This is a genomic window from Brevundimonas lutea, from assembly GCF_003704105.1.
Taxonomy (GTDB): Bacteria; Pseudomonadota; Alphaproteobacteria; order Caulobacterales; family Caulobacteraceae; genus Brevundimonas; species Brevundimonas lutea.
This window is the reverse complement of the sequence record NZ_QUOQ01000002.1, coordinates 243495-263940: the sequence shown is the minus strand read 5'-3', so window position 1 is coordinate 263940 and position 20446 is coordinate 243495. Positions and strand designations below refer to the sequence as shown.

At 69.7% G+C, this 20446-nt stretch carries 19 protein-coding genes and 1 tRNA gene; 16 read left to right on the top strand and 4 right to left on the bottom strand.

The annotated features are described in order from the left end of the window. Both EES48_RS01395 and EES48_RS01390 read right to left on the bottom strand, forming a co-directional pair. Positions 1-900, bottom strand: coding sequence for a class I SAM-dependent methyltransferase (locus EES48_RS01395; RefSeq protein WP_122464591.1), 900 nt, complete (start codon positions 898-900; stop codon positions 1-3). 4 nt (positions 901-904) lie between these two features. After that, positions 905-2701, bottom strand: coding sequence for a gamma-glutamyltransferase family protein (locus EES48_RS01390; protein ID WP_240623174.1), 1797 nt, complete (start codon positions 2699-2701; stop codon positions 905-907). A gap of 128 nt (positions 2702-2829) precedes the next feature. Between EES48_RS01390 and EES48_RS01385 the strand changes: the two genes are divergently transcribed. The 16 genes from EES48_RS01385 (at position 2830) to EES48_RS01305 (ending at position 19502) form a co-directional block, all read left to right on the top strand. Beyond that, positions 2830-2906 (top strand) — tRNA-Arg (locus tag EES48_RS01385). A gap of 283 nt (positions 2907-3189) precedes the next feature. Then, positions 3190-3978: a PDZ domain-containing protein gene (locus EES48_RS01380; protein ID WP_122464589.1), complete on the top strand. Its 789-nt coding sequence runs from the start codon at positions 3190-3192 to the stop codon at positions 3976-3978. A gap of 202 nt (positions 3979-4180) precedes the next feature. Then, positions 4181-5635 carry a hypothetical protein gene (locus EES48_RS01370; RefSeq protein WP_205679319.1) on the top strand — a complete coding sequence of 485 codons (1455 nt, stop codon included), beginning with the start codon at positions 4181-4183 and terminating at the stop codon, positions 5633-5635. 90 nt (positions 5636-5725) lie between these two features. Beyond that, positions 5726-8362: a TonB-dependent receptor domain-containing protein gene (locus EES48_RS01365; RefSeq protein ID WP_240623173.1), complete on the top strand. Its 2637-nt coding sequence runs from the start codon at positions 5726-5728 to the stop codon at positions 8360-8362. 142 nt (positions 8363-8504) lie between these two features. Next, positions 8505-9380, top strand: a complete 876-nt coding sequence (locus EES48_RS01360) for a type II secretion system protein N (RefSeq protein ID WP_162997950.1) — start codon at positions 8505-8507, stop codon at positions 9378-9380. After that, entirely contained in the window at positions 9377-11479 is a 2103-nt protein-coding gene (gene gspD / locus EES48_RS01355; RefSeq protein WP_338067361.1) for a type II secretion system secretin GspD, read from the top strand. Before EES48_RS01360 ends, gspD begins: the two co-directional genes overlap by 4 nt. Next, the gene (gene gspE, locus EES48_RS01350) at positions 11476-12987 is read left to right on the top strand and encodes a type II secretion system ATPase GspE (RefSeq protein ID WP_122464585.1); all 1512 of its coding nucleotides are present in this window, start codon (positions 11476-11478) and stop codon (positions 12985-12987) included. The genes gspD and gspE overlap by 4 nt, the downstream gene beginning before the upstream one ends. After that, positions 12974-14191 carry a type II secretion system inner membrane protein GspF gene (gspF, locus tag EES48_RS01345; protein WP_122464584.1) on the top strand — a complete coding sequence of 406 codons (1218 nt, stop codon included), beginning with the start codon at positions 12974-12976 and terminating at the stop codon, positions 14189-14191. The genes gspE and gspF overlap by 14 nt, the downstream gene beginning before the upstream one ends. Positions 14192-14275: 84 nt before the next feature. Continuing rightward, positions 14276-14755: a type II secretion system major pseudopilin GspG gene (gspG, locus tag EES48_RS01340; protein WP_122464583.1), complete on the top strand. Its 480-nt coding sequence runs from the start codon at positions 14276-14278 to the stop codon at positions 14753-14755. Beyond that, positions 14727-15191, top strand: coding sequence for a GspH/FimT family pseudopilin (locus EES48_RS01335; RefSeq protein ID WP_122464582.1), 465 nt, complete (start codon positions 14727-14729; stop codon positions 15189-15191). The genes gspG and EES48_RS01335 overlap by 29 nt, the downstream gene beginning before the upstream one ends. Next, the gene (gene gspI, locus EES48_RS01330) at positions 15184-15543 is read left to right on the top strand and encodes a type II secretion system minor pseudopilin GspI (protein WP_122464581.1); all 360 of its coding nucleotides are present in this window, start codon (positions 15184-15186) and stop codon (positions 15541-15543) included. The genes EES48_RS01335 and gspI overlap by 8 nt, the downstream gene beginning before the upstream one ends. After that, a complete protein-coding gene (gspJ, locus tag EES48_RS01325) occupies positions 15540-16133 on the top strand; it encodes a type II secretion system minor pseudopilin GspJ (protein ID WP_122464580.1) in 594 nt (197 codons plus the stop codon). Before gspI ends, gspJ begins: the two co-directional genes overlap by 4 nt. Then, entirely contained in the window at positions 16130-17107 is a 978-nt protein-coding gene (gene gspK / locus EES48_RS01320) for a type II secretion system minor pseudopilin GspK (RefSeq protein WP_122464579.1), read from the top strand. The genes gspJ and gspK overlap by 4 nt, the downstream gene beginning before the upstream one ends. Further along, positions 17104-18204 (top strand): type II secretion system protein GspL, encoded by a 1101-nt coding sequence (gspL, locus tag EES48_RS01315; RefSeq protein ID WP_122464578.1) that lies wholly within the window; start codon positions 17104-17106, stop codon positions 18202-18204. Before gspK ends, gspL begins: the two co-directional genes overlap by 4 nt. Continuing rightward, positions 18201-18677 (top strand): type II secretion system protein GspM, encoded by a 477-nt coding sequence (gspM, locus tag EES48_RS01310; RefSeq protein ID WP_122464577.1) that lies wholly within the window; start codon positions 18201-18203, stop codon positions 18675-18677. Before gspL ends, gspM begins: the two co-directional genes overlap by 4 nt. A 186-nt stretch (positions 18678-18863) precedes the next feature. Next, positions 18864-19502 (top strand): YceI family protein, encoded by a 639-nt coding sequence (locus EES48_RS01305; protein ID WP_122464576.1) that lies wholly within the window; start codon positions 18864-18866, stop codon positions 19500-19502. Here EES48_RS01305 and EES48_RS01300 read toward each other — a convergent pair. Continuing rightward, complete coding sequence (locus EES48_RS01300) at positions 19478-19768, bottom strand: RNA-binding S4 domain-containing protein (protein ID WP_122464575.1); 291 nt, start codon at positions 19766-19768, stop codon at positions 19478-19480. The genes EES48_RS01305 and EES48_RS01300 overlap by 25 nt on opposite strands. Before the next feature lie 41 nt (positions 19769-19809). After that, the gene (locus EES48_RS01295) at positions 19810-20394 is read right to left on the bottom strand and encodes a GGDEF domain-containing protein (RefSeq protein ID WP_240623172.1); all 585 of its coding nucleotides are present in this window, start codon (positions 20392-20394) and stop codon (positions 19810-19812) included. Between the last annotated feature and the right edge of the window lie 52 nt (positions 20395-20446).

Here is a 20446-nt window from a genome sequence, read left to right as displayed (position 1 = left end):
TCAGCGCACCGCTTCGAACACCTTGTATCCGTTGCGGTCCGCGACCGGCCGGACTCGCGAGAAGGTCTCGGCCAGCGGCCGCTCGTAGGGCAGGTGCCGGTTGGCGACCAGCCACAGGACGCCGCCCTTTCTAAGCATCGCCGCCGCCTTGGCGATGAAGGCCTGGCCCAGCCGTCGATCCTCGGCGCCGCCGTCGTGGAAGGGTGGGTTGGAGACGATGAAATCCAGATCGCCGGAGGCCGCAAGCGTCCGCACATCGGCCCAGGCGACGTTGGCGCGCGGATCGTCGAGGTTACGCCGGGCGGCCTCGACGGCGCGCCGGTCGAGGTCTGTCAGGGCCAGCGCCTCCACCCTTTCCGAGCTCAGGACCGCGCGGGCAAGCGCGCCCCAGCCGCAGCCGAGGTCGGCGCCGCGCCCCTTGAGCGCCGGCAGGTGCTCGATCAGCAGGGCGGAGCCGGGATCGATCCGGTCCCAGGCGAAAATGCCCGGCTGGGTCCAGGCGTCCAGAGCCTCGATCCGGCGCGGCCCACCCTCGGCGATGGCCGCGTGCAGACCCGTCACGGCGTCCGGCCGGACCGCCTCGCAACGGCGATGGTGCGCCTTGGCCGTCTCGCCGACCTCGACACCGAAGCCGGCCAACTCCTTCTTCAGCCGCGAGCCGCCCTTGTCCTTGGGCGTCATGACGTCCAGCCGCCCGCCCGGCTTCAGCGCCCTTAGCGCGAGGGCCAGCACATGCCGTCGCTCGACGACGCCCGGCGGCGCGTAGATCACCGTCTCGTCCAGCGAACCCGGCCCCACCGCCTCCAGCGACGCCGAGCCGGGGATCAACGGCGAGACCTGCAGCGCGTCCGACGGCGGATCGAAGACCAGCGGCGGCCGGCCATAGACGACGCGATCCATCGCCTCAGCGCGCGCCGGCGCGGTTGGTCGGGATGACCTCCTCGCCGACCGGCGCCTCGATCTCGGGCGCGGGGATGCTCGGCAAGGGGCTCAGCGCATCCAGCACCACGCCCTCGCGGCGGCGATCCGCCCCGCCGGTCCAGCGGCCATCTCGCCACAGAACGCCGTGCAAGCCGGAGTTCTCGGCGTCGTTGGGCCGGAGCGCCAGACCGGCCTCGGCCAGGGCCGCCTCCATCTCCATCGAGAACATCGCCGTGTCCGCGCCGACCGTTTCGCCGCGCGCCACCAGATTGGGCAGGTCGATGGCGTCCTGGATCGGCAGATCCCAGATCAGCATGCCGACGAGGGCCTTCAGATTATAGGCCAGGATGGCGTTGCCGCCCGGCGAGCCGATGGCGGTCACCAGCCGGTTCCGATTGTCGATGACGATGATCGGGCTCATGGACGAGCGCGGCCGCTTGCCCGCCGCCACCGCATTGGCGACCGGCGCGCCCGAGGCGTCGGTGGGCGTAAAGGAGAAGTCGGTCAGCTGGTTGTTAAGGAAGAAGCCCGCCGCCATCCGACCGGAGCCGAAGATCGACTCAACCGTGGTGGTCATGCTGACCGCGTTGCCGCGCGCATCCACCACGACGAAGTGCGAGGTGCCGGCCGGCTCCTGAGTGGCGTCGGGGCCGGTGAAGATGCCGCCGGGCGGCGAACCGGCCGGGATCGGGCCCCGGCTGGACAGCGCCAGCTCGGCGCGGCCTTCTGTATAGCGCCCGTCCAGCATCCCCTGCACCGGCACCCCGACGAAGCCGGGATCGCCCACATACTGGTCGCGATCGGCGTACATGGCGCGCTGAAGACGGCCGAAGGCGATCCAGGCGCGAGCGTCCTGCGGGCCGTACTCCAGTTCGGGCGCGTGCTCGGCCATGGCCAGGAACTGCAGCACACCGACCCCGCTGGACGGCGGCGGCGGCACACAGACGACATAGACGCGGAACGGCCGGCACAGGGCGCCGCGCTCCAGCGGTTGATAGGCGGCGATGTCCCGGGTCGTCAGGCCGCCGGGACGCGGACCTTCCTGAACCGCCGCGACGATGGCCTCGGCGATCGGCCCGGTCTGAAAGGCCTCGGCGCCGCCCGCGGCGATGCGCCTCAGGGTGTCGGCGTAGGCGGGGTTGCTGAGGGTGTCGCCCGCCTGGACCCGACTGCCGTCCGGCATGGTGAAATAGCGCCGGGCGTCGGGCGAGGACGCCTGGGGCGCCTCCGACGCGATCATCCCGGCCAGCCGCGGCGAGACGGTGAACCCTTCGGTCGCCAGCCGCTCGGCGTCGACGAACAGCTCGGCCCAGGGCAGGTTTCCGTGGTCGCGATGAGCCAGGGCCAGCATCGGGATCGCCCCCGGCGCGCCCGTCGAACGACCCGACAGGATGGCGTTGCGATAGGACAGCAGTTCGCCGTTCTCGTAGAACAGCTCGGGCGTGGCCGAGGCCGGCGCCGTCTCGCGCCCGTCATAGGCGGTGAGCTCGCCGGTGACGGCGCTGTAGCGCATCATGAACGCTCCGCCGCCCAAGCCGGAAGACTGGGGCTCGACCAGACCCAGCACCGCCTGGATGGCTACGGCCGCGTCGACCGCCGATCCGCCCCGCTTCAACACTGCCATGCCCGCCTCCGCGGCCAGCGGATTGGCGGCCGAGACCATCGGCCCGACCCGCGCGTATTCCGGGGGCTCAGTCGGCCCCGTGGCGCAGGCGGACAGGATCAGGCCGGTCGTCACCAGAGCGGCAAGAACGCGACGAGGCGCGTTGAGGAGGGTCATCAGCTTCATCCCTCCGCCCTAGAACCCCCGCCCCTCCCCGCCAAGCCCAGGCGAGATTTTCGCACGACCTCTTGCATCGCGCCCCGGCGCCCGCTAGGTGACCGCCCTTCGCGAAACACGCGATCAGCGCGCCCGTAGCTCAGCTGGATAGAGCATCAGACTACGAATCTGAGGGTCGGACGTTCGAATCGTTCCGGGCGCGCCATTCTTTTCAAAGACTTAGCGGTCTGCCTGACCAACGCAGCCAAGCTGTTTTGCAGCTATTTGCACCCGGTTTTACAATGCCGGTTCACGATCCGTTCGCCGCCTCCTAGCGCGGACGGCCAGCCCCTGACGACGCAGTCGACACGAGATTGCGCCGAGTCCGCCACGCGGAGCTTCAGAGCGCGGGTCTGAGCGATCGACTTGTCCCTATCGTCGCAAAACAAACGCAAAATCGTCGTGCGAAAGTGAGAGCGCGGCTGACGTCGCCCGGGCAGGATGACGTGATGCGCGCACCATCCTTCTCACGCGAGTTGATCCGACGTGCGGTCGAGTGGGGGCTGGGCGGGGCGCTGACGGCTGTCGGCGGAGCGTGTCTGATCGTCGCCACCCATCCGCCCGCACCGCTCTCCCCTGCGCCAGTCGTCGATCAGGACCCCTCCGTCGAGAGCCTGGCCGTAGCGAACACGGCATTTGCGGAATCACCCGATGTCGGCGTGTCATCGGCCCCCACTCAGTACAGGCTGTTTGGCGTGCGCCAGGCGGGGCCCGCGTCCTCCGCCATCCTCGCGATGGAGGATGGGCGACAGCATGCCGTGCGGATCGACGCGCTTCTTCCGGATGGCGCGATACTGTCCAGTGTGGCGTCCGACCACGTCATCCTGACGTTGGGCGAGCGCCGTGTCCGCGTCGAATTCACGACCGAACCCCCGCAGACAGGCTCGCCTGACGTATCGGCTGGCGATGCTCCCTCTTGGCTGACGGACGTCGGCGCGTCCCGGTCGCGCCTGGACGGTCCACGCGGCGCGGGCGACGCCACCTCCTTCACCTCGGCGTTGCGGCCGGTGCGCCGAGGGCAGGAGCGAGGATTCGTTTGGCGCCCGGGCGCGCGAGTGGACGTGTTGGCCAAGGCGGGCTTGCGTCCCGGCGACACCCTCGTCGGACTCAACGGCATGGAATTTCACGATCCCGAACGCCTTCAGGAACTGGCCGACGAGCTGGCGATGGGCCGGGCCGTCTCCCTGACCTATGTGCGTGGCGGCCAGCGGCATGAAGCCACGGTGGGCGCACGATAAACGGCCGACGCACCCGCGCGGCACCGGGTCGGCCGACCTTGCGGTTACGACGAATTTATTATGTCAGAACCCTGATAATATTCGAGAAATCCCGGAGAAGGGTGTCATTCAATCATTGCAAAGCCCGGGCATGGGGCGGGTCGGGGGTCGACGGTGAGCGCGGCTCCGTGACCGCATCAGTCTCAGCCGGGGATACCCTCCTATGTCTCGCATCACGAAGTTTCTCTTGGCCGGCGCGGCGACGCTGGCCCTCGCCGCCTGCGGCAGTTCCGAAGTCGCCTCGCCCGGGGAAGGCGGCTTCGGCGGCGGCGGCGGCGGCAATGGCGGCGGCGATGGCGGTAACGGCGGCGGCGGCGGCGGAGCCGCGCCGGATTGCCCGACCGGTTTCTCCAATGTCGGCGTCATCAACGACCTGCGCAATTGCCAGCTGCCCGCCACCATCACCGGAAATCTGGTGGTGCCCGAGCGCGACGGCACCATTTACTCGCTCGGCGGGCGCACCGATGTCGGCACCGACCGTGGGCCGGATCCGTCCGCACCGCGCGCCGGCAGTGCGCAGGGGATCCTGACCATCGAGCCGGGCGTCACCATCTTCGGCTCCAGCGGCGCCGATTTCCTCGTCATCAACCGCGGCTCGCAGATCTTCGCCGAGGGCGAGGACGACAATCCGGTGATCTTCACCAGCCGTCAGAGCGTGCTGGGCGAGACCGGCGTGGACTCGATCGGCCAGTGGGGCGGCATCGTCATCCTCGGCCGCGCCCCGACCAACGCCTGCCCGGCCGGCGTGACCCCCCCGAACATCGCCTGCGAAGCCCAGGTCGAGGGCACCAATGCCTTTTACGGCGGCAACACCCCGGCGGATAACTCGGGCCGCCTGCGCTATGTGCGGGTGATGCACCCGGGCTTCGAGGTGCTGCCGGGCAATGAGCTGAACGGCATCACTCTGGCCGGGATCGGCTCGGGCACCACGGTCGAATACGTTCAGGTCCACAACAGCTCCGACGACGGCATCGAGAACTTCGGCGGTCGGGTGAACCTGAAGCACATCGTCTTCACCGGCATCGACGACGACAGCTTCGACACCGACACCGGCTGGCAGGGGACGATGCAGTTCCTGATCGCGGTCCAGCGCGAGAACGGCGGCGACCGCATTTTCGAAATGAGCTGCGCCGGCAATCCGGCCCTGTGCTCCTTCCCGCAGGTGTCGAACGCCACCCTGGTCCACCGTCAGGCCGGCGGCGACAACATCATCCTGAACTCGGGCACCGACTTCCTGCTGCTGAACTCGGTCTCGACGCGGATGGGAACCGGCGGCGCCTGCCTGCGCATCGACGGCGCAAACACCGCAGCGGCCAATCCGACCTTCAACTCGGTCTACTTCTCCTGCCCGACGCCGTTCTCCGACAGCGCCTCCTCGATCGGCGCCTCGGCGACGGCGGCCTACTTCAACGCCGGCCAGAACAACACCGCCAACGGGACCTCGACCCTGACGCAGATGTTCATCAACGGCGCCAATGAGAATGCGGTCACGGCGACCAATCCGACGACGTTCAACAGCGCCTTCACGGCCGTGGACTACATCGGCGCGGTCCGCGACGCGGCCGACGACTGGTGGGACGGCTGGACCTGCGGCCTGACCTCCGACGCGACCTGCTGAGGGTGATCGGGCGGCGGGATGTTCCCGCCGCCCGGCTCTCATCTTTCGCCCTGTCCGATGCGCCCCTCTCGAAGGCCTGATCCCATGAAGATGACCACCCCCCGCCTGGGCGCGCTGCTGCTCGCGACCAGCGCCCTGATCGCTCCGGGTCTGGCCCTCGCCCAGACCACCGATCCCAGCCCGCCGCCCCAGCCGGAAACCGTCGACACCGCCCCTCAGGACGAGGTGACGCAGGTCGAGGAGATCGTGGTTCTGGGTCGCTACATTCCCCAGCCCCTGCGCCAGACCTCCGAAGTCGCGGCCTTCATCACCACAGAGGACCTGGAGCGCACCGGCGACGCCAACGCCGCCGAGGCCCTGACCCGCGTCACCGGCCTGACCATTTCCCAAGGTCGCTTCGTCTATGTTCGCGGATTGGGAGAGCGCTATTCCTCGGCCCGCCTGAACGGGTCGCCCCTGCCCAGCCCCGAGCCGCTGCAGCGCGTGGTGCCGCTGGACCTGTTCCCGTCCAGTATCCTGGCCGGCGTCACCGTCCAGAAGACCTATTCGCCCAACTATCCGGGTGAGTTCGGCGGCGGCGTGATCGACCTGACCACCATCTCGACCCCGTCCGAGCCCTTCCTGACGCTCGGCGTCGGCATCGGCGGCAACACAGAGACGACGGGCAAGGATGGGCTGGTCTACTACGGCTCGCGCACCGATTTCACCGGCTTCGACGACGGCACGCGCGACATGCCCGGCGAGCTGAAGGCGGCCCTGGCCACCGGCAACCGCATCGTCGCCGGCGCGAACTTCACCGATCAGGAAATCCAGCAGATCGGCTGGGATTTCGTCAACGCGCCACTGAATCTGCTGCAACGCCAGCGCCGTATCCCGGTCGATTTCGGCTTCGACATCTCGGCTGGTCGTTCGGCCGACATCGGGGGCGCCACCCTGGGGATCATCGGGGTGCTCGGCTACGATAACGGCTGGCAGACCCGATCCGGCGTGCAGGGCGAGGGCTTCCTCGACCTCGACGAACTGGTCGCCCGTCGCAGCTACGACTTCATGTCGACCGAAAACAATGTCGGCTGGGACGGCCTGCTGGGCCTGAGCCTGGAGAACGGCGACCATCTGGTGCGCTGGACCAATCTCTATGTCCGCCGCACCACCAAGGAGGCGCGCACCCGCGCGGGCTTCGACTTCGATGCGCCGGGCAACAACCTGGTCCGCGACGACTTCACCGCCTGGTACGAGCGGCAGCTGTTCAACACCCAGCTGGCCGGCGAGCACGCCTTCGGCAATCTGGAGATCGACTGGCGCGCGGCCTACGCCATGACCGAGCGCAACGCGCCGTACGAGAAGTACATCCGCTACTCGGTCGGCGACGACGGCGTGCCGTTCCACGAGGGTCAGCGCAACTCCACCTCATTCAGCGAGCTGGACGACAACGTCCTCAGCGGCGGCGTCGACCTGAAATACACCCTGCCGCTGTCGGACCTGCGCGAGATCGTGTTCTCGGTCGGGGCCGAGACCCTCGACAACGAGCGGGACTCCGAAACCCGCATCTTCCGCTTTCAGGGCAGCGGTCTGTCGGAAGAGTTCCAGCGCCAGCGCGTGGACTTCTTCTTCGCCGACTTCAACCAGGGCCCGGGCCTGATCCAGTTGGTGGAGATCACCGGCTCGGACGGCGCAGCGGCCTATGAGGCGGAGCTTCAGGTCGATGCAGCCTACGCCCAGATCGACGCGGAGCTGATCCCCCTGGTCCGCACGGCGATCGGCGTGCGCTATGAGGACGCGGTGCAGACGGTGACGCCGTTCGATCTGTTCGGGGGCGCTTCGCCGTTTATCCCGACCTCGATTGAGAACTCCTACTGGCTGCCGGCCGGCACCCTGACCTGGAACTTCGCCGAGGACCTGCAATTGCGCCTGGGCGCATCCCAGACCATCGGACGTCCCCAGTTCCGCGAACTGGCGCCGCAACAGTATCTCGATCCTGACAGCGACCGCCTGTTCATCGGCAACCCGTTCCTGACCGACACCGAACTGACCAATCTGGACGCGCGGCTGGAGTGGTATTTCGCCCAGGGCCAGTATCTGACCGCCGGTGTGTTCCACAAGGATCTGGATCGCCCCGTCGAGTCGGCCATCAACGACATCGGGTCGGTCGTCCAGCAGACCTACATCAACGCCCCCGCGGCCACGCTCACCGGCTTCGAGATCGACGGCAAGATTTATTTCGACAGCCCGATGCAGGGCGGTTTCTGGGACTCCAAGCGCTGGCTGATCCAGGCCAACTACACCTACACCGACAGCCAGCTGGACGTGGGCGCCGACGACGTGGTCTTCCCGCTGTCCAGCGCGGGGGTGGCCCAGCCGGCGACCAACTACTTCCGCGACGGCGACCAGTTGCAGGGCCAGTCCGAGCACCTGGCCAACCTGCAGTTCGGCTTTGAGGACGACCTGGCCCGGTCCCAGGCGACCATCCTGGTCAACTACGCCTCGGAGCGGTCGGTTGCGCGCGGACGGCCGGGCGAACCCGATCTGCTGTTCGATCCGGGCGTCAATCTCGACTTCGTCTACCGCAAGGGTTTCGACGCCTTCGGTCGCGAGATCGAGCTCAGCTTCGAGGCCCGCAATCTGCTGGGGACCGAGTTCGAGGAGTACCAGGAGCAGGTCAACCGCATCGACATCAACCGCTACGACCGTGGGACCAGCCTGTCGCTGGGTCTGAAGGCGAGCTTCTGATCGACCGGGCGTCCTCCCCGGCCGCGCGGGCCGGGGAGGACGCTGTCACAAGCCTGTCGCGCAGCCGTCATCGCGGCGAGCGAGTAGCGTCATCATCCCCGCGCTAAGACCCGCCTCGACGGATCGTCGGTGGGAAAACTCCGTGTTCAGCGCATTGTCACAGGACCAGGCCTGGCGTCTCCCGACGCTGTCGCTGCCCAAGCGCAGGGTCGGAGGCACTGTCCGAATTCTCAAGTTCGACCGCTCAACGGCGCTGCGTTACGCCGCTGTCGGCGGTGTGATCACGGCGCAGATCGCGGCGGTTGGCTGGGTGATGGCCACGCCGCCATCCGCCCCGGCGACATCGCTTACGTCGGCCCCCCCGCCGACCCTCCCGGCCCTTCAGCCCAGCGCCGGATTCGATCCCTTCTTCCGGGTCGGCGCCCAGGGGGCGTTGGCCGAGGCCACCGCGTCGGCGGGCGGCGCGCTCAGCCTGTTCGGCCTGCGCGCGGGCGGCGAAGGCGGCGGTTCGGCGATCATCGGCCTGCCCGATGGACGCCAGGTGTCGATCGCGGTCGGAGAGGCCGTCGAGCCGGGCCTGATCCTGGCCGAGGTCGGCGCCGACCACGTGGTTCTGGCGCGGGGCGCCTCCCGCAGCCGTCTGGGGTTCGGTCAGGCTTCCGTCGATGCTCCGGCTCGGCCGACGCCGCCCGCGCCGCCGACGCCCGCGACCGATCAAATCGTCACCCCAACCAGCGGCGGGGCGGTCGAGGCGGTCGATCCGAAACAGGCGCTGGCGGCCATCGGTCTGCAACCGCGCGAGGGCGGCGGCCAGATCGTTTCGGGCCCCCAGGCCATGCTTGGCGCGGCGGGCCTGGAGGCGGGCGACGTCATCCTGGCCATCGACGATCGACCGCTGAACGGGCGGGTGTCCAAGGCCATGCTGGCGCTGCGTTTCGCCGGGCGTCGTTCGGTCGAGCTCCAGATCGAGCGTGATGGCCGACCCCTCACCCTGACGGCGGGGCTGGACCGGTCGTGAAACGCCTTCTGATCCCGGCCCTGGCGGCCATCCTGGCCGCGACGCCGCCGTTGATGACGGCCGGGCCCGCATGGGCCCAGGCCCAGACCCTGAATGTTCAAGGCGCCGACATCCGCGCCTTCATTCAGGACATCGCCCGCACCACGGGTCAGACCTTCATCATCGATCCGCGCGTTTCGGGCACGGTCAGCGTGGTCTCGGACCGCCCCTTGTCGCGCACCGAGCTGTTCGAGGTCTTCCTGTCGACGCTGAGGGCCAACGGCCTGGTGGTGGCCCGGACGTCCTCGGGCGCCTATCGCGTCGCCCCGGCCGAGGGCGCCGCCCAGGCCCCGGCCACCGGCGGCGCCGAGGGCTTCGCCACCGAGGTGTTCCGACTGAGGAACATCGACGCGACCTCGGCCGCCGAGACCATTGCGCCTCTGGTCGGCGCCCAAGGGTCGGTCACGGCCAACCCGCGCGGCAACACCGTGGTCGTCGCCGATTTCGCCGACAATCTCAGCCGGATCCGCTCGCTGATCGCCAGCATCGATGTCGATCGCTCGTCTTTCGAGGTCGTGACCCTGACCAGTTCATCGGCGCGCGAGATCGCCCGGGTGATGAATGAGCTGCTGGCCCCGGCCGGCGGCCAGCCGGGCCAGGGTATGGTCACGGTGGTGCCGGTCGAGAGCTCCAACTCGGTCATCCTGCGCGGTGATCCCGACGCGGTGGCGCGGGTTCGACCCCTGATCCAGGACCTGGACGGTCGCGCGGGCAGCGCCGGCGATGTGCGCGTCATCTTCCTGGACCACGCCAGCGCCGATCAGATCGTGCCGATGCTGCAGCAGATCGTCGGCCAGACCACCGGCGTCCTGGCGGCGACCCAAGGCGCCGCGGTCGAGACCGGCGAGGACGGCGCGGCGCCGATCACGCCCGCCGCCACGGGGCCCACGCCGGGCGCCCGCGCCAACATCGCCCTGTTTCCCGGGGCCAACGCCCTGGTGGTGTCGGCCCCGCCCGAGACCCAGCGCATGATCGCCGAGGTCGTGCGTCGGCTCGACACCCGCCGCCAGCAGGTCCTGGTCGAGGCCATCGTTGTCGAACTGTCCGACGACGCCGTGCGCCAGCTGGGCGTCCAGTGGCTGGTCGCCGGCCGCGACGGCAATCCCCTGGCCGCGACCAACTTCTCCAACATGCCGGGCATCCTGCCGATCGCGGGCGCGGTGGCGGGGCAGAACAATCTCGACGAGGATTCGCCCCTGCTCGACGATCTGCGCGACGCCGCCCTGGATACGATCCTGGGCGCGCGGGGTCTGATCGGTGGCGGGGGCGGCGGCCTGGGCGGCGATGGCCTGTTCGGGGCCATCATCAACGCGGTCAAGGCGGACGGGAATTCCCACCTGCTGTCGACGCCCTCGCTGATGACCCTGGACAACGAGGCGGCGACCATCCTGGTCGGCCAGGAAGTGCCGATCACCACCGGCGAGGTTCTGGCCGACAACAACGCCAACCCCTTCCGCACCACCCAGCGCCAGGACATCGGCGTGAAACTGGAGGTGCGGCCGCGCATCAACGCCGAGGGGGCCATCACCCTGGAAATCCGTCAGGAGGTCTCCAGCGTGAACGGTCTGCTGACCGCCAACGCCAGCGACCTGGTGCTGAACAAGCGCGAGATCGAGACCACCCTGATCGTCGACGACGGCGACATCGCCGTGGCCGGCGGCCTGCTGGACCAGAACGACACCCAGACTGTCGAGAGCATTCCTCTGCTGGGCGACATCCCGGTGATCGGCAACCTGTTCCGCTCGACCTCGCGCGAGCGCGGCCAGACCAATCTGATGGTCTTCATCCGGCCCACGATCGTGCGCACGCCCGACGAAGCGGCGCGGCTCAGCGCCGAGCGTTGGGACTATATGCGCCAGCGACAGCGCATCGCGGACCCGCTGTCCGAGCCCAGCCTGGACCAGATGGTGCGCGAGTATTTCGGCGCCATTCCGCCCCCGCCGCCGGTTCCGGGCGAGGTCACCGCCACGCCCACGGGCCTGGTCCCCGGGCAGGTCACGGCCGAGCCCCTGCCGCCCGTTCAGCTCCGGCCGGATCAGATCCCCTCGGGCCGCCCATGACCGAGGCGCGGACCGACCCCGTCCTGCCCTACGCCTTCGCCAAGCGCCACGGCGTGGTGCTGATCGAGATGGGCGAGCGGGCGCGGCTGGGCCTGCGTCAGGGCGGCGATCCGCTGGCCCTGGCCGAGGCGCGGCGCGTGCTGGGCCGCCCGGTCAGCGTCGAGCCCCTGGCCCAGGCCGAGTTCGACCGTCGCTTGTCGGAGGCCTATGTCGATCACGGCATGGCGTCCTCGGCCGAGGACTTCGACCTGCCGAGCGATCTGGACACCCTGGCGCATGAGCTGCCGGCGGCCGCCGATTTGCTGGACACCACCGACGACGCCCCGGTGATCCGCCTGATCAACGGCCTGATCGCCGAGGCCGCCCGCACCGGGGCCTCGGACATCCACATCGAGCCCTATGAGAGCGCCCTGGTGGTGCGCATGCGGCGCGACGGCGTGCTGCGCGAGGCGCTGCGGCTGCCGGCGCGGATCACGCCCATGCTGGTGTCGCGGGTCAAGGTCATGGCCCGGCTGGACATCGCCGAGCGCCGGGTGCCGCAGGACGGCCGCATCCCCCTGACCCTCGGCGGCAAGTCTCTGGACGTGCGGGTCTCGACCCTGCCGTCGCGGGCCGGGGAGCGGGTGGTGCTGCGCATCCTCGACAAGGAGCAGGCCGGGCTGAAGCTCGAGGAGCTGGGCATGGATCCGGTGTCGCTTGAGCATTTCCGCGCGGCCCTGACCGAGCCCAACGGCATCATTCTGGTCACCGGCCCCACAGGCTCGGGCAAGACCACCAGCCTGTATGCCGGCCTGGCCCTGCTGAACGACGCCAGCCGCAACATCCTGACGATCGAGGATCCGGTCGAATACGCCATGGAAGGCGTCGGCCAGACCCAAGTGAACACCAAGGTCGGCATGACCTTCGCCTCGGGCCTGCGCGCCATCCTGCGTCAGGATCCGGACGTGGTCATGGTCGGCGAGATCCGCGATGTCGAGACCGCCCAGATCGCGGTCCAGGCGTCGCTGACCGGCCACCTGGTGCTGTCGACCGTGCACACCAACGACGCGGCCGGGGCCGTCACCCGTCTGCGCGACATGGGAGTGGAGCCCTTCCTGCTGGCCTCGACCCTCAGGCTGATCATGGCCCAGCGGCTGGTGCGCAAGCTGTGCCCCCATTGTCGCCGGCCCGAACCGGCCGATGCCGCCACCGCCGCCAGCGCGGGGCTGGAGCCCGGGGCCATGGTCTGGCGGCCGGTCGGCTGCGACGCCTGCGGGCAGCAGGGCTACGTCGGCCGCATCGGCGTCTATGAGGCGATCCGCATCGACGACGCCGTGCGTCGCCTGATCGTCGCCGACGCCGACGAGAGCGAGATCGCCGCCGCCGGTTTCCGACGCTCGACCAGCTTCGTCCAGCGCGCCCGCGAAATGGTCCTCACCGGCGTGACCAGCCTGGAGGAGGCGGTGCGTGTCATTCGTCAGGACGCGCCCGCTCCGGCCCGCGAGGGAGCCGACCATGGCGGCGTTTGACTATCTGGCGCTGGACGCCGCGGGCGGCACGCGACGCGGCCGGGTCGCCGCGCCGGATGAGGCGACCGCGCGCGCCGCGCTGGACCGCAGGAAGCTGTTGCCGCTGGAGCTGGCGCCCGCCGCGACCGGCCGCGCCAAGACCGAAGCGGTGGCCAGGGTTCGCGCGCCGCGCCTGGGCGCCAAGGGCCTGGCCCTGGTCACCCGCCAGCTGTCGACCCTGATCGCCGTGTCGCCCCTGGAAGAGGCGATCCGCACCATCGCGCTCCAGTCCGAGCGGGCCCCGGTGAAGCGGGTCCTGGAGGGCGTCCACGCCTCGGTCCTGGAGGGCCAGCGTCTGTCCGACGCCATGGCGCGCCAGCCCCGGGCCTTTCCGCCCCTGTACCGCGCCATGGTCGCGGCGGGCGAGACGTCCGGCGCCCTGCCGCAGGTGCTCGACCGGTTGGCCGACCATCTGGAGCGCCAGGAGCAGGTGCGCGGCAAGGTCATCACCGCCCTGGTCTATCCGGCCGTGCTGTCGGTCGTGGCCGTCGGCGTCATCGTGGCCCTGATGACGTTCGTGGTGCCCAAGGTGGTCGACCAGTTCGCCGACATGAACCAGACCCTGCCGCTGCTGACGCGCATGGTCATCGGGGTGTCGGAGGCGATGCGCGCCTGGGGCTGGCTGGCCTTGATCGTGGCGGGTCTGGGCGTGGCCGCCTTCGTCTTTGGCCTGAGGCGCGAGGATTTCCGGCTCAAGGTCGATGCCGGGCTGTTGCGACTTCCGGTCGTCGGCCGGCTGATCCGCGACCTGAACGGCGCGGCCATGGCCCGCACCCTGTCGATCATGCTGTCGAGCGGCCTGCCGGTGCTGGAAGGGCTGACCATCACCGGCCGCACGGTGGAGAACCGGGTGCTGCGCGACGCGGTCGTACGGATGGCCGTATCGGTGCGCGAGGGCGGTGGCCTGTCCGCCGCCATGCGCCGCACCGAGGTGTTCCCGCCGCTGCTGGTCTACATGGCCGCCTCAGGCGAGAGCAGCGGCCGGCTTGAGACCATGCTGGACCGCGCCGCCGACTATCTGGAGCGCGAGTTCAACACCTTCACCGCCGTGATGCTGAGCCTGCTGGAGCCGGCCATCATCGTGGTCATGGGCGGGGTGGTGGCGCTGATCATCCTGTCGATCCTGCTGCCCATCCTTCAGATCAACACCCTGGCGATGGGGTGAGGAGGCAAGATGCTTGACGTTGGTCCTATCGCTCGCCGCTTGAAGGACGTTAGTCCTACCGCTCGCCACGCGGTGGCTCGCTGCATGAGGACCGAGGCCACTTGCGCTCAAGCAGCGACGAACCGCGTTCGTCGCGGTAGCGCCAGAAAGCCCAATGGATTCACCCTGGTCGAGCTGATGGTCGTCATCGTGATCATCGGCCTGCTGGCCACGGTGGTGGCGATCAACGTGCTGCCGACCCAGGACCGGGCCATGGGCGAAAAAGCCCGGGCCGATATCGCCGTGCTGGAGACGGCGCTGGAGACCTACCGCCTCGACAATCTGACCTTCCCGGAGAGCGCCGAGGGGCTGAATGCTCTGCTGACACCGCCGGCCTCGCTGGCGCGGCCCGAACGCTATCGCGAGGGCGGCTACATCCGCCGCCTGCCCGAGGACCCGTGGGGAAATCCCTATCAGTATCAACGGCCGGGTCGCGACGGGCGGCCGTTCGACATCTATTCGCTCGGGGCCGACGGCCGCGAGGGGGGAGAGGGCAATGACGCCGACATCGGCACCTGGGGCTAGAGCTCGCCGGCCGGGCTTCACCCTGGTCGAGTTGATGGTGACCATCACCGTCATCGGTCTGGCCGCCTCGGTGGTCGCGCTGTCCCTGCCCGATCCCCGCCCCGACGCCCTGACCGCGGCCGAACGCCTGGCCGCCCGCCTGATCCACGCCCGCGAGGACGCCATGCTGACCAACCGCCCCGTCGCCGCCCGCCTGGACGCCCAGGGCTACGCCTTCGTGCAGATGTCGGGGGGTGAATGGAGCGCCGTGTCCGAGGGACCGCTGCGCCGCCAGGCCTGGCCCGAGGGCGTGTCGCCGAACTTGGCGGGCGACGCCGAGCGGCTGATCCTGTTCGACCCCAGCGGGCTCAGCGCCCCGGCCACCATCGAACTGCGCGCCGAACAGCCGGCCTCGGTCCGGATCGACGATCAGGGTCGCGTGCGGGTTCATGGCTAGGCGCGGCGGCTTCACCCTGATCGAACTGCTGGTCGCCCTGGCCGTGTTCAGCCTGGGCGCGATGGCGCTGTTGAACCTGGGTGGCGAGAACACCCGGGCGGCCATCCACGCCGAGACCCGCGCCCTGGGCGGGATCGTCGCCGAGAACCGCGCCATCGAGGCCGTCATCGCCACCGCGCCGCCCGAGCCGGGGATCGACGAGGGCCGCGAGACCCTGGCCGGCCGCGACTGGACCTGGACGCGGACGGTGTCGCCCACGGCCCGTCCGGAAATTCTGCGCATCGATGTCGCCGTCAGCCTGGAGGGCCAGCAGGCCGCCAGCCTGACCGTATTCCGCGGGGTCGAGGCGTGACCCGTCGCACCCGCGCATCGGGCTTCACCTTGGTCGAGGTGCTGGTCGCCCTGTCGATCTTCGCCATCCTGGCGGTGGCCGGGGTCAGCGTGCTGGCTGTCAGCATCGACAATCGCCAGTCCGTGGAGGTCGCCAACCGCGCCACGGCCGGGCTGCAGACCACCCGGGCCCTGCTGCGCGCCGATCTTGCCCAAGCGACGGACCGGCGCGTGCGCGACGACCAGGGCCGCGCTGAACCCCAGGCCTTCTCCGGCGGCGAGGGGCAGCGGCTGCTGGCCCTGACCCGCGCCGGCTGGGTCAATCCCGGCGCAGAGGCGCGGCCGTCGATGCAGCGGGTCGAGTACTGGCTGGTCGAGGGCCGGCTGGAGCGGCGCGCCCAGCCTCTGCTGGACGGGGCCGCCACCCTGCCGCCGCAAGTCCTGCAGGAGGGGATCCGCGCCGCCGAGATCGCCTTTCTGGACCGCGGCGCCGAAAGTCCGGCCTGGACCCCCACCCTGGAGCGCAGCTTGCCACAGGCCGTGCGCCTGACGCTCGACACGCGCGATCAGGGTCGGGTCAGCCAGTTGTTTCTCGTCGGCGTCGGCGCATGAGACGGCCGGCGCGCGAACGGGGCATGGCGCTGCTCACGGTGCTGCTGCTGGTCGCCGTCATGGCGGTGGTGGCCACGGCTCTGATCGACGATGTCCGCTTCGCCCTGCGCCGCGCCGCCAACGCCGAGACCACGGCGCAGGCCCAGTGGTATGCGCTGGGCGCCGAGGACCTGGCCCGGGTTGAGATCGCCCACCTGACCCAGGTCGATCCGCGGCGCACGCCCCTGACGCCCGAATGGAACGGACGGCCGTTGAACTTTCCGATCGAGGAGGGCGCGATCCAGGCGACCCTGAGCGACGGCCAGGCCTGTTTCAACCTCAACAGTCTGGTGGAGGGAGAGGGAGAAACCCTGAACGCCCGGCCCCAGGGCGCGGCGCAGTTCACGGCCCTGGCTCGGACCCTGGGGGTGGGCGCCGGGGCAACCCTGGCGGCCGCCGTCACCGACTGGATCGACAGCGATCAGACGCCGGTCGCCGGCGGCGCTGAGGATGGGGCCTATGCGGGCGGCAGGCGGCCCTATCGCACCAGCGGCACGCTGTTGGCCGAAGTCAGCGAACTGCGCGCGGTGCGCGGGTTCGATTCCGCGACCTATGTGACCTTGCGGCCCCACCTGTGCGCACTGCCAACCACCGACCTGTCGCCGATCAACGTCAATACCCTGACCGAGGCCCAGGCGCCCCTGCTGGTCATGCTCAGCGGCGGCGCCCTGGGCGAAGGAGCCGCGCGTCAGGTCATCGTGCGTCGTCCGGCCGAGGGTTGGACCGACGTCAACGCCTTCTGGGCCGAGCCGCTGATGGCCGCCGTCTCGCCGTCGGACGCGCTTTACGACCAAGTCACGGTCCGCACCCGCTTCTTCGCCCTGGAGACGCGCGTGACCTACGCCGACGCCGAGGCGGTCTCGACAGCGCTGCTGGAGGCGCCGCTGGCGGGGCCGGTCCGCACCGTCGCCCGCCGCTGGAGCCTGGCCGAATGAGCGCGACGCGCCTGATCCTGCTCGAGGACCGCGATCCGCCCTCGGCCGATTGGCTGACCTTCGACGCCCAGGGGCAGGTGCTGGCGCGCGGCCGCCTGACCGAGGGCCGCCCGTCGCAGGGGGCGATCCGAACCGTCGTGGTTGTCCAGGGCACCGAGGTCACGGTGCGCTGGCTGACGCTCGCCGCCCGCAGCGACGCCCAGGATCGCGCGGCCGCCGGCTGGATGCTGAAGGACGCCCTTGCCGGATCGACCGATCAGTCGCTGATCGCGCTGGGCGAGACCGACGGCGATCAGCGACTGGTCGCGGTGCTGGCGCCGGAGGCCCTGGCGCGCTGGCTGGACCACTGTCGTCGTCTGGGCGTGACCCCCGACGTCATCACCCCAGCGTCCCTCGCTATCCTGCCCCCGGTCGATCCCGGTCAGGCCCTGGCCGTTCCGATCGGCGACGAGACCGTCGTCCGCGCCCGCCGGCTGGCCGTGGCGGTGGAGGCCGAACTGGCCTCCGTGATGGGCGGCGACCTCGCCCTGCATGAGGAGACGCGCCCGGAGGTGATCGAGCGGCTGCTGATTCAGGCGGCGTCGGCGCCGCCCATCAATCTGTTGCCCCGCGCCGCCGCCGGCTACACGGGCGGGTGGCGGGAATGGCGACTGGTCGCCGTGCTGGCGGGCCTGCTGCTCCTGTCGCCGTTGATGTTCCTAGCCGCCGACGCCTGGCGGCATGATCGGGCCGCGGCCCGGACCGACCGTGAGACCGAAGCCCTGGCGCGGCGCGCCTGGCCCGATATGGCGCCCGGCGCCGATCCCGTCGCCGAGGCCGAGCGCCGTATGGCCGGCGACGCCGCGCGCGGCGGCTTCTCGCGCGTCGCCTCGGCGTTGTTCGCTGCGATCGAACAGGTCGAGGGCGCCGAGCTGGACGCACTGTTTCTCGATCCCGACGGCACGATCCGGGCGACCCTCAGCCACGGCGACTATGGCGACCCAGACCGCATCGGCGCCCTGTTGTCCGAGCAGCGCCTGACCGTGACCGAGGCCAGCACCCTGGAAGAGGACAACGGCCGCATCGTCAGCGACCTGGTGATCGGAGCGACGGCATGACGGCGTCTAACTCCGCGATCGCCCGCCTGTCCGACGCCTGGTCCGCGCGCACGCCGCGCGAGCGCCTGATGCTGGCGGTGATGGCGGTGGCTGTTGCGGCTTTCGTGCTCTGGTTCGCTGTCATATCCCCACTACTGACTTGGCGGCGCGACGCTATCGAGGACTATGGCGACGCCGCCCAGGCTCATGCGACGGTTCAGGCGTCGGTCCAGCCCGCCGTGACGCCGAGCGCTGTCGGATCGGCCCAGACGCGCGTGGCCCGGCTTGCTCAGGATCACGGACTTCAGGCGGCGATCACCGAGGCCGATGGTCAGGTGGAGGTGCGAATCGAGGCGGCTCCGGCCGAAGCTGTGTTCGCCTGGATCGCGGCCCTGGAGGCCGAGCGCATCGCGGTGCGCTCTCTCTCGGTGCTGGAGAACGCGGACGCGACCGTTCAGGCAGAGGTCGCCATGGTTCCGAACGCTCGGCCCTGATGTCGGAATGAATGCGAGATCTGCCGGGTATCCTTTCTCACGTCCTATCGTGAATTGCCGCCGTTCCGCGCATTACGGGTCTGTACACGATCGTGAAGCAACCCGGCCTTGAGATTGTGCTGGGCTGGGCTTATCCGTATCCGTCTTAGGTGCAATTCGAGGAGGCTTCCGCCAATGAGAGTTTCAATGCTGGTCGTCGCCGCGACCCTGACCCTTGGCGCCGGCGCCGCCGCCATGATGTCTCCCGCCGCCGAGGCTCAGGACGCCATGACGCGGGTTCCCGCCGAGGTGCGCGCCGGCACGTACGCGCTGGATTCGGCGCATGGCAAGATCACCTGGTCGGTCGATCACCTGGGCTTTTCGACCTATGTCGGCCAGTTCGTGAACGTGGCCGCGACCCTGACGCTGGACCCCGCCAATCCGTCGGCCAGCACGCTGACGGCGACCATCCCGCTGACGGACGTGGATTCGAATTCCGACGGGCTGGACCAGCATCTTCAGACCGACGATTTCTTCGACACCGCCAACCATCCGACCGCGACCTTCCGAGCCACCTCGATCGTGATCGACGACGACGATCCGACCGAGGCCGACGTGATCGGCGAGCTAACCCTGCGCGGCGTCACCCGCCCGGTGACCATGGAGGTCGAGTTCAATCAGGCCGGGCCGTCTATGGGCGGTGTGTACAAGGTCGGCTTCGACGGCGAGGCGACGATCCGTCGTTCCGAGTTCGGCATCAACTTCGCCCTGCCGGCGCTGGGCGACGAGGTCGAACTGCATATGGAGGGCGAGTTCGTCCTTCAGGACGGTTCGGCCAGTTCGTAAAGTGCCCGGGCCTCGGGGGCCGGCCCGCGCCGCGCCCCCAGGCCCACGACCGTCAGCTCGATCAGCCGTTCATTGAGCACGAACACCAAGCGGTCACCGGGTCGGACAAAACGGCTCGGCTTGTCCAGCCTCGCCTGACGTCCCTGATGGGTCAGCCTAACCGCCCCCGCCTCGATGAAGCCCGCCGCCTGGCCGCGCGTCTTGAAGAAGCGCGCACGCCAAAGCCAGACATCAATGCGGCAGGGTTCGGGCGCGGTGTCGCTCATGAGCCGACAACCCGGCGACGGGTCAAACGGCTCCCGCTCCATCAGCGGGCGCCGCGCTTTCTGACCCACATGGCGGCATCGGCCTCGGCCAGCCAGGTCTCAGGGTCGTCCTGGCCGACATAGGCGCGGATGCCGAAGGCGCCGCCAAGGGATGCGGTGCGGCCCTCCCACTCGAAGGGTTCGGACGCCATGCGTTCGGTCAGAAGGCGGGCCTTGTCGCGACCCTGCTCCAGCCCGGCGTTCAGCATCACCAGGGCGAATTCGTCACCGCCGAGCCGACCGACGGCGTCGGACTCGCGCACATTCTCGCTCAGCAGACCGGCGACCTTGATCAGGGCGGCGTCGCCGGCGGCGTGGCCCAGGGTGTCGTTGACCCCCTTGAAGCCGTCCAGGTCGAGATACAGCAGCACCGCCTCGACCTGATGGCGGGCGCAATAGGCCATAGTGCGCTTCAGCACCTCGACGAAGCCGCGGCGGTTCAGGGTCGGGGTCAGGACGTCGTGGTCGGCCAGGGCCTCTGCGGTGACGGCCCGGGCCTCGAGCTCGGCGGTGCGGGCGCGCAGGGCCGCGACCTCGGCGCGCAGGCGCTCCAGTTCGGCCGTTCCGGTCACGTCCAGAGTGGTCAAGATCGCCGTCAGTCCCTCAGGCCCGGGCGACTCACCCCGGCTCCGACGGGTC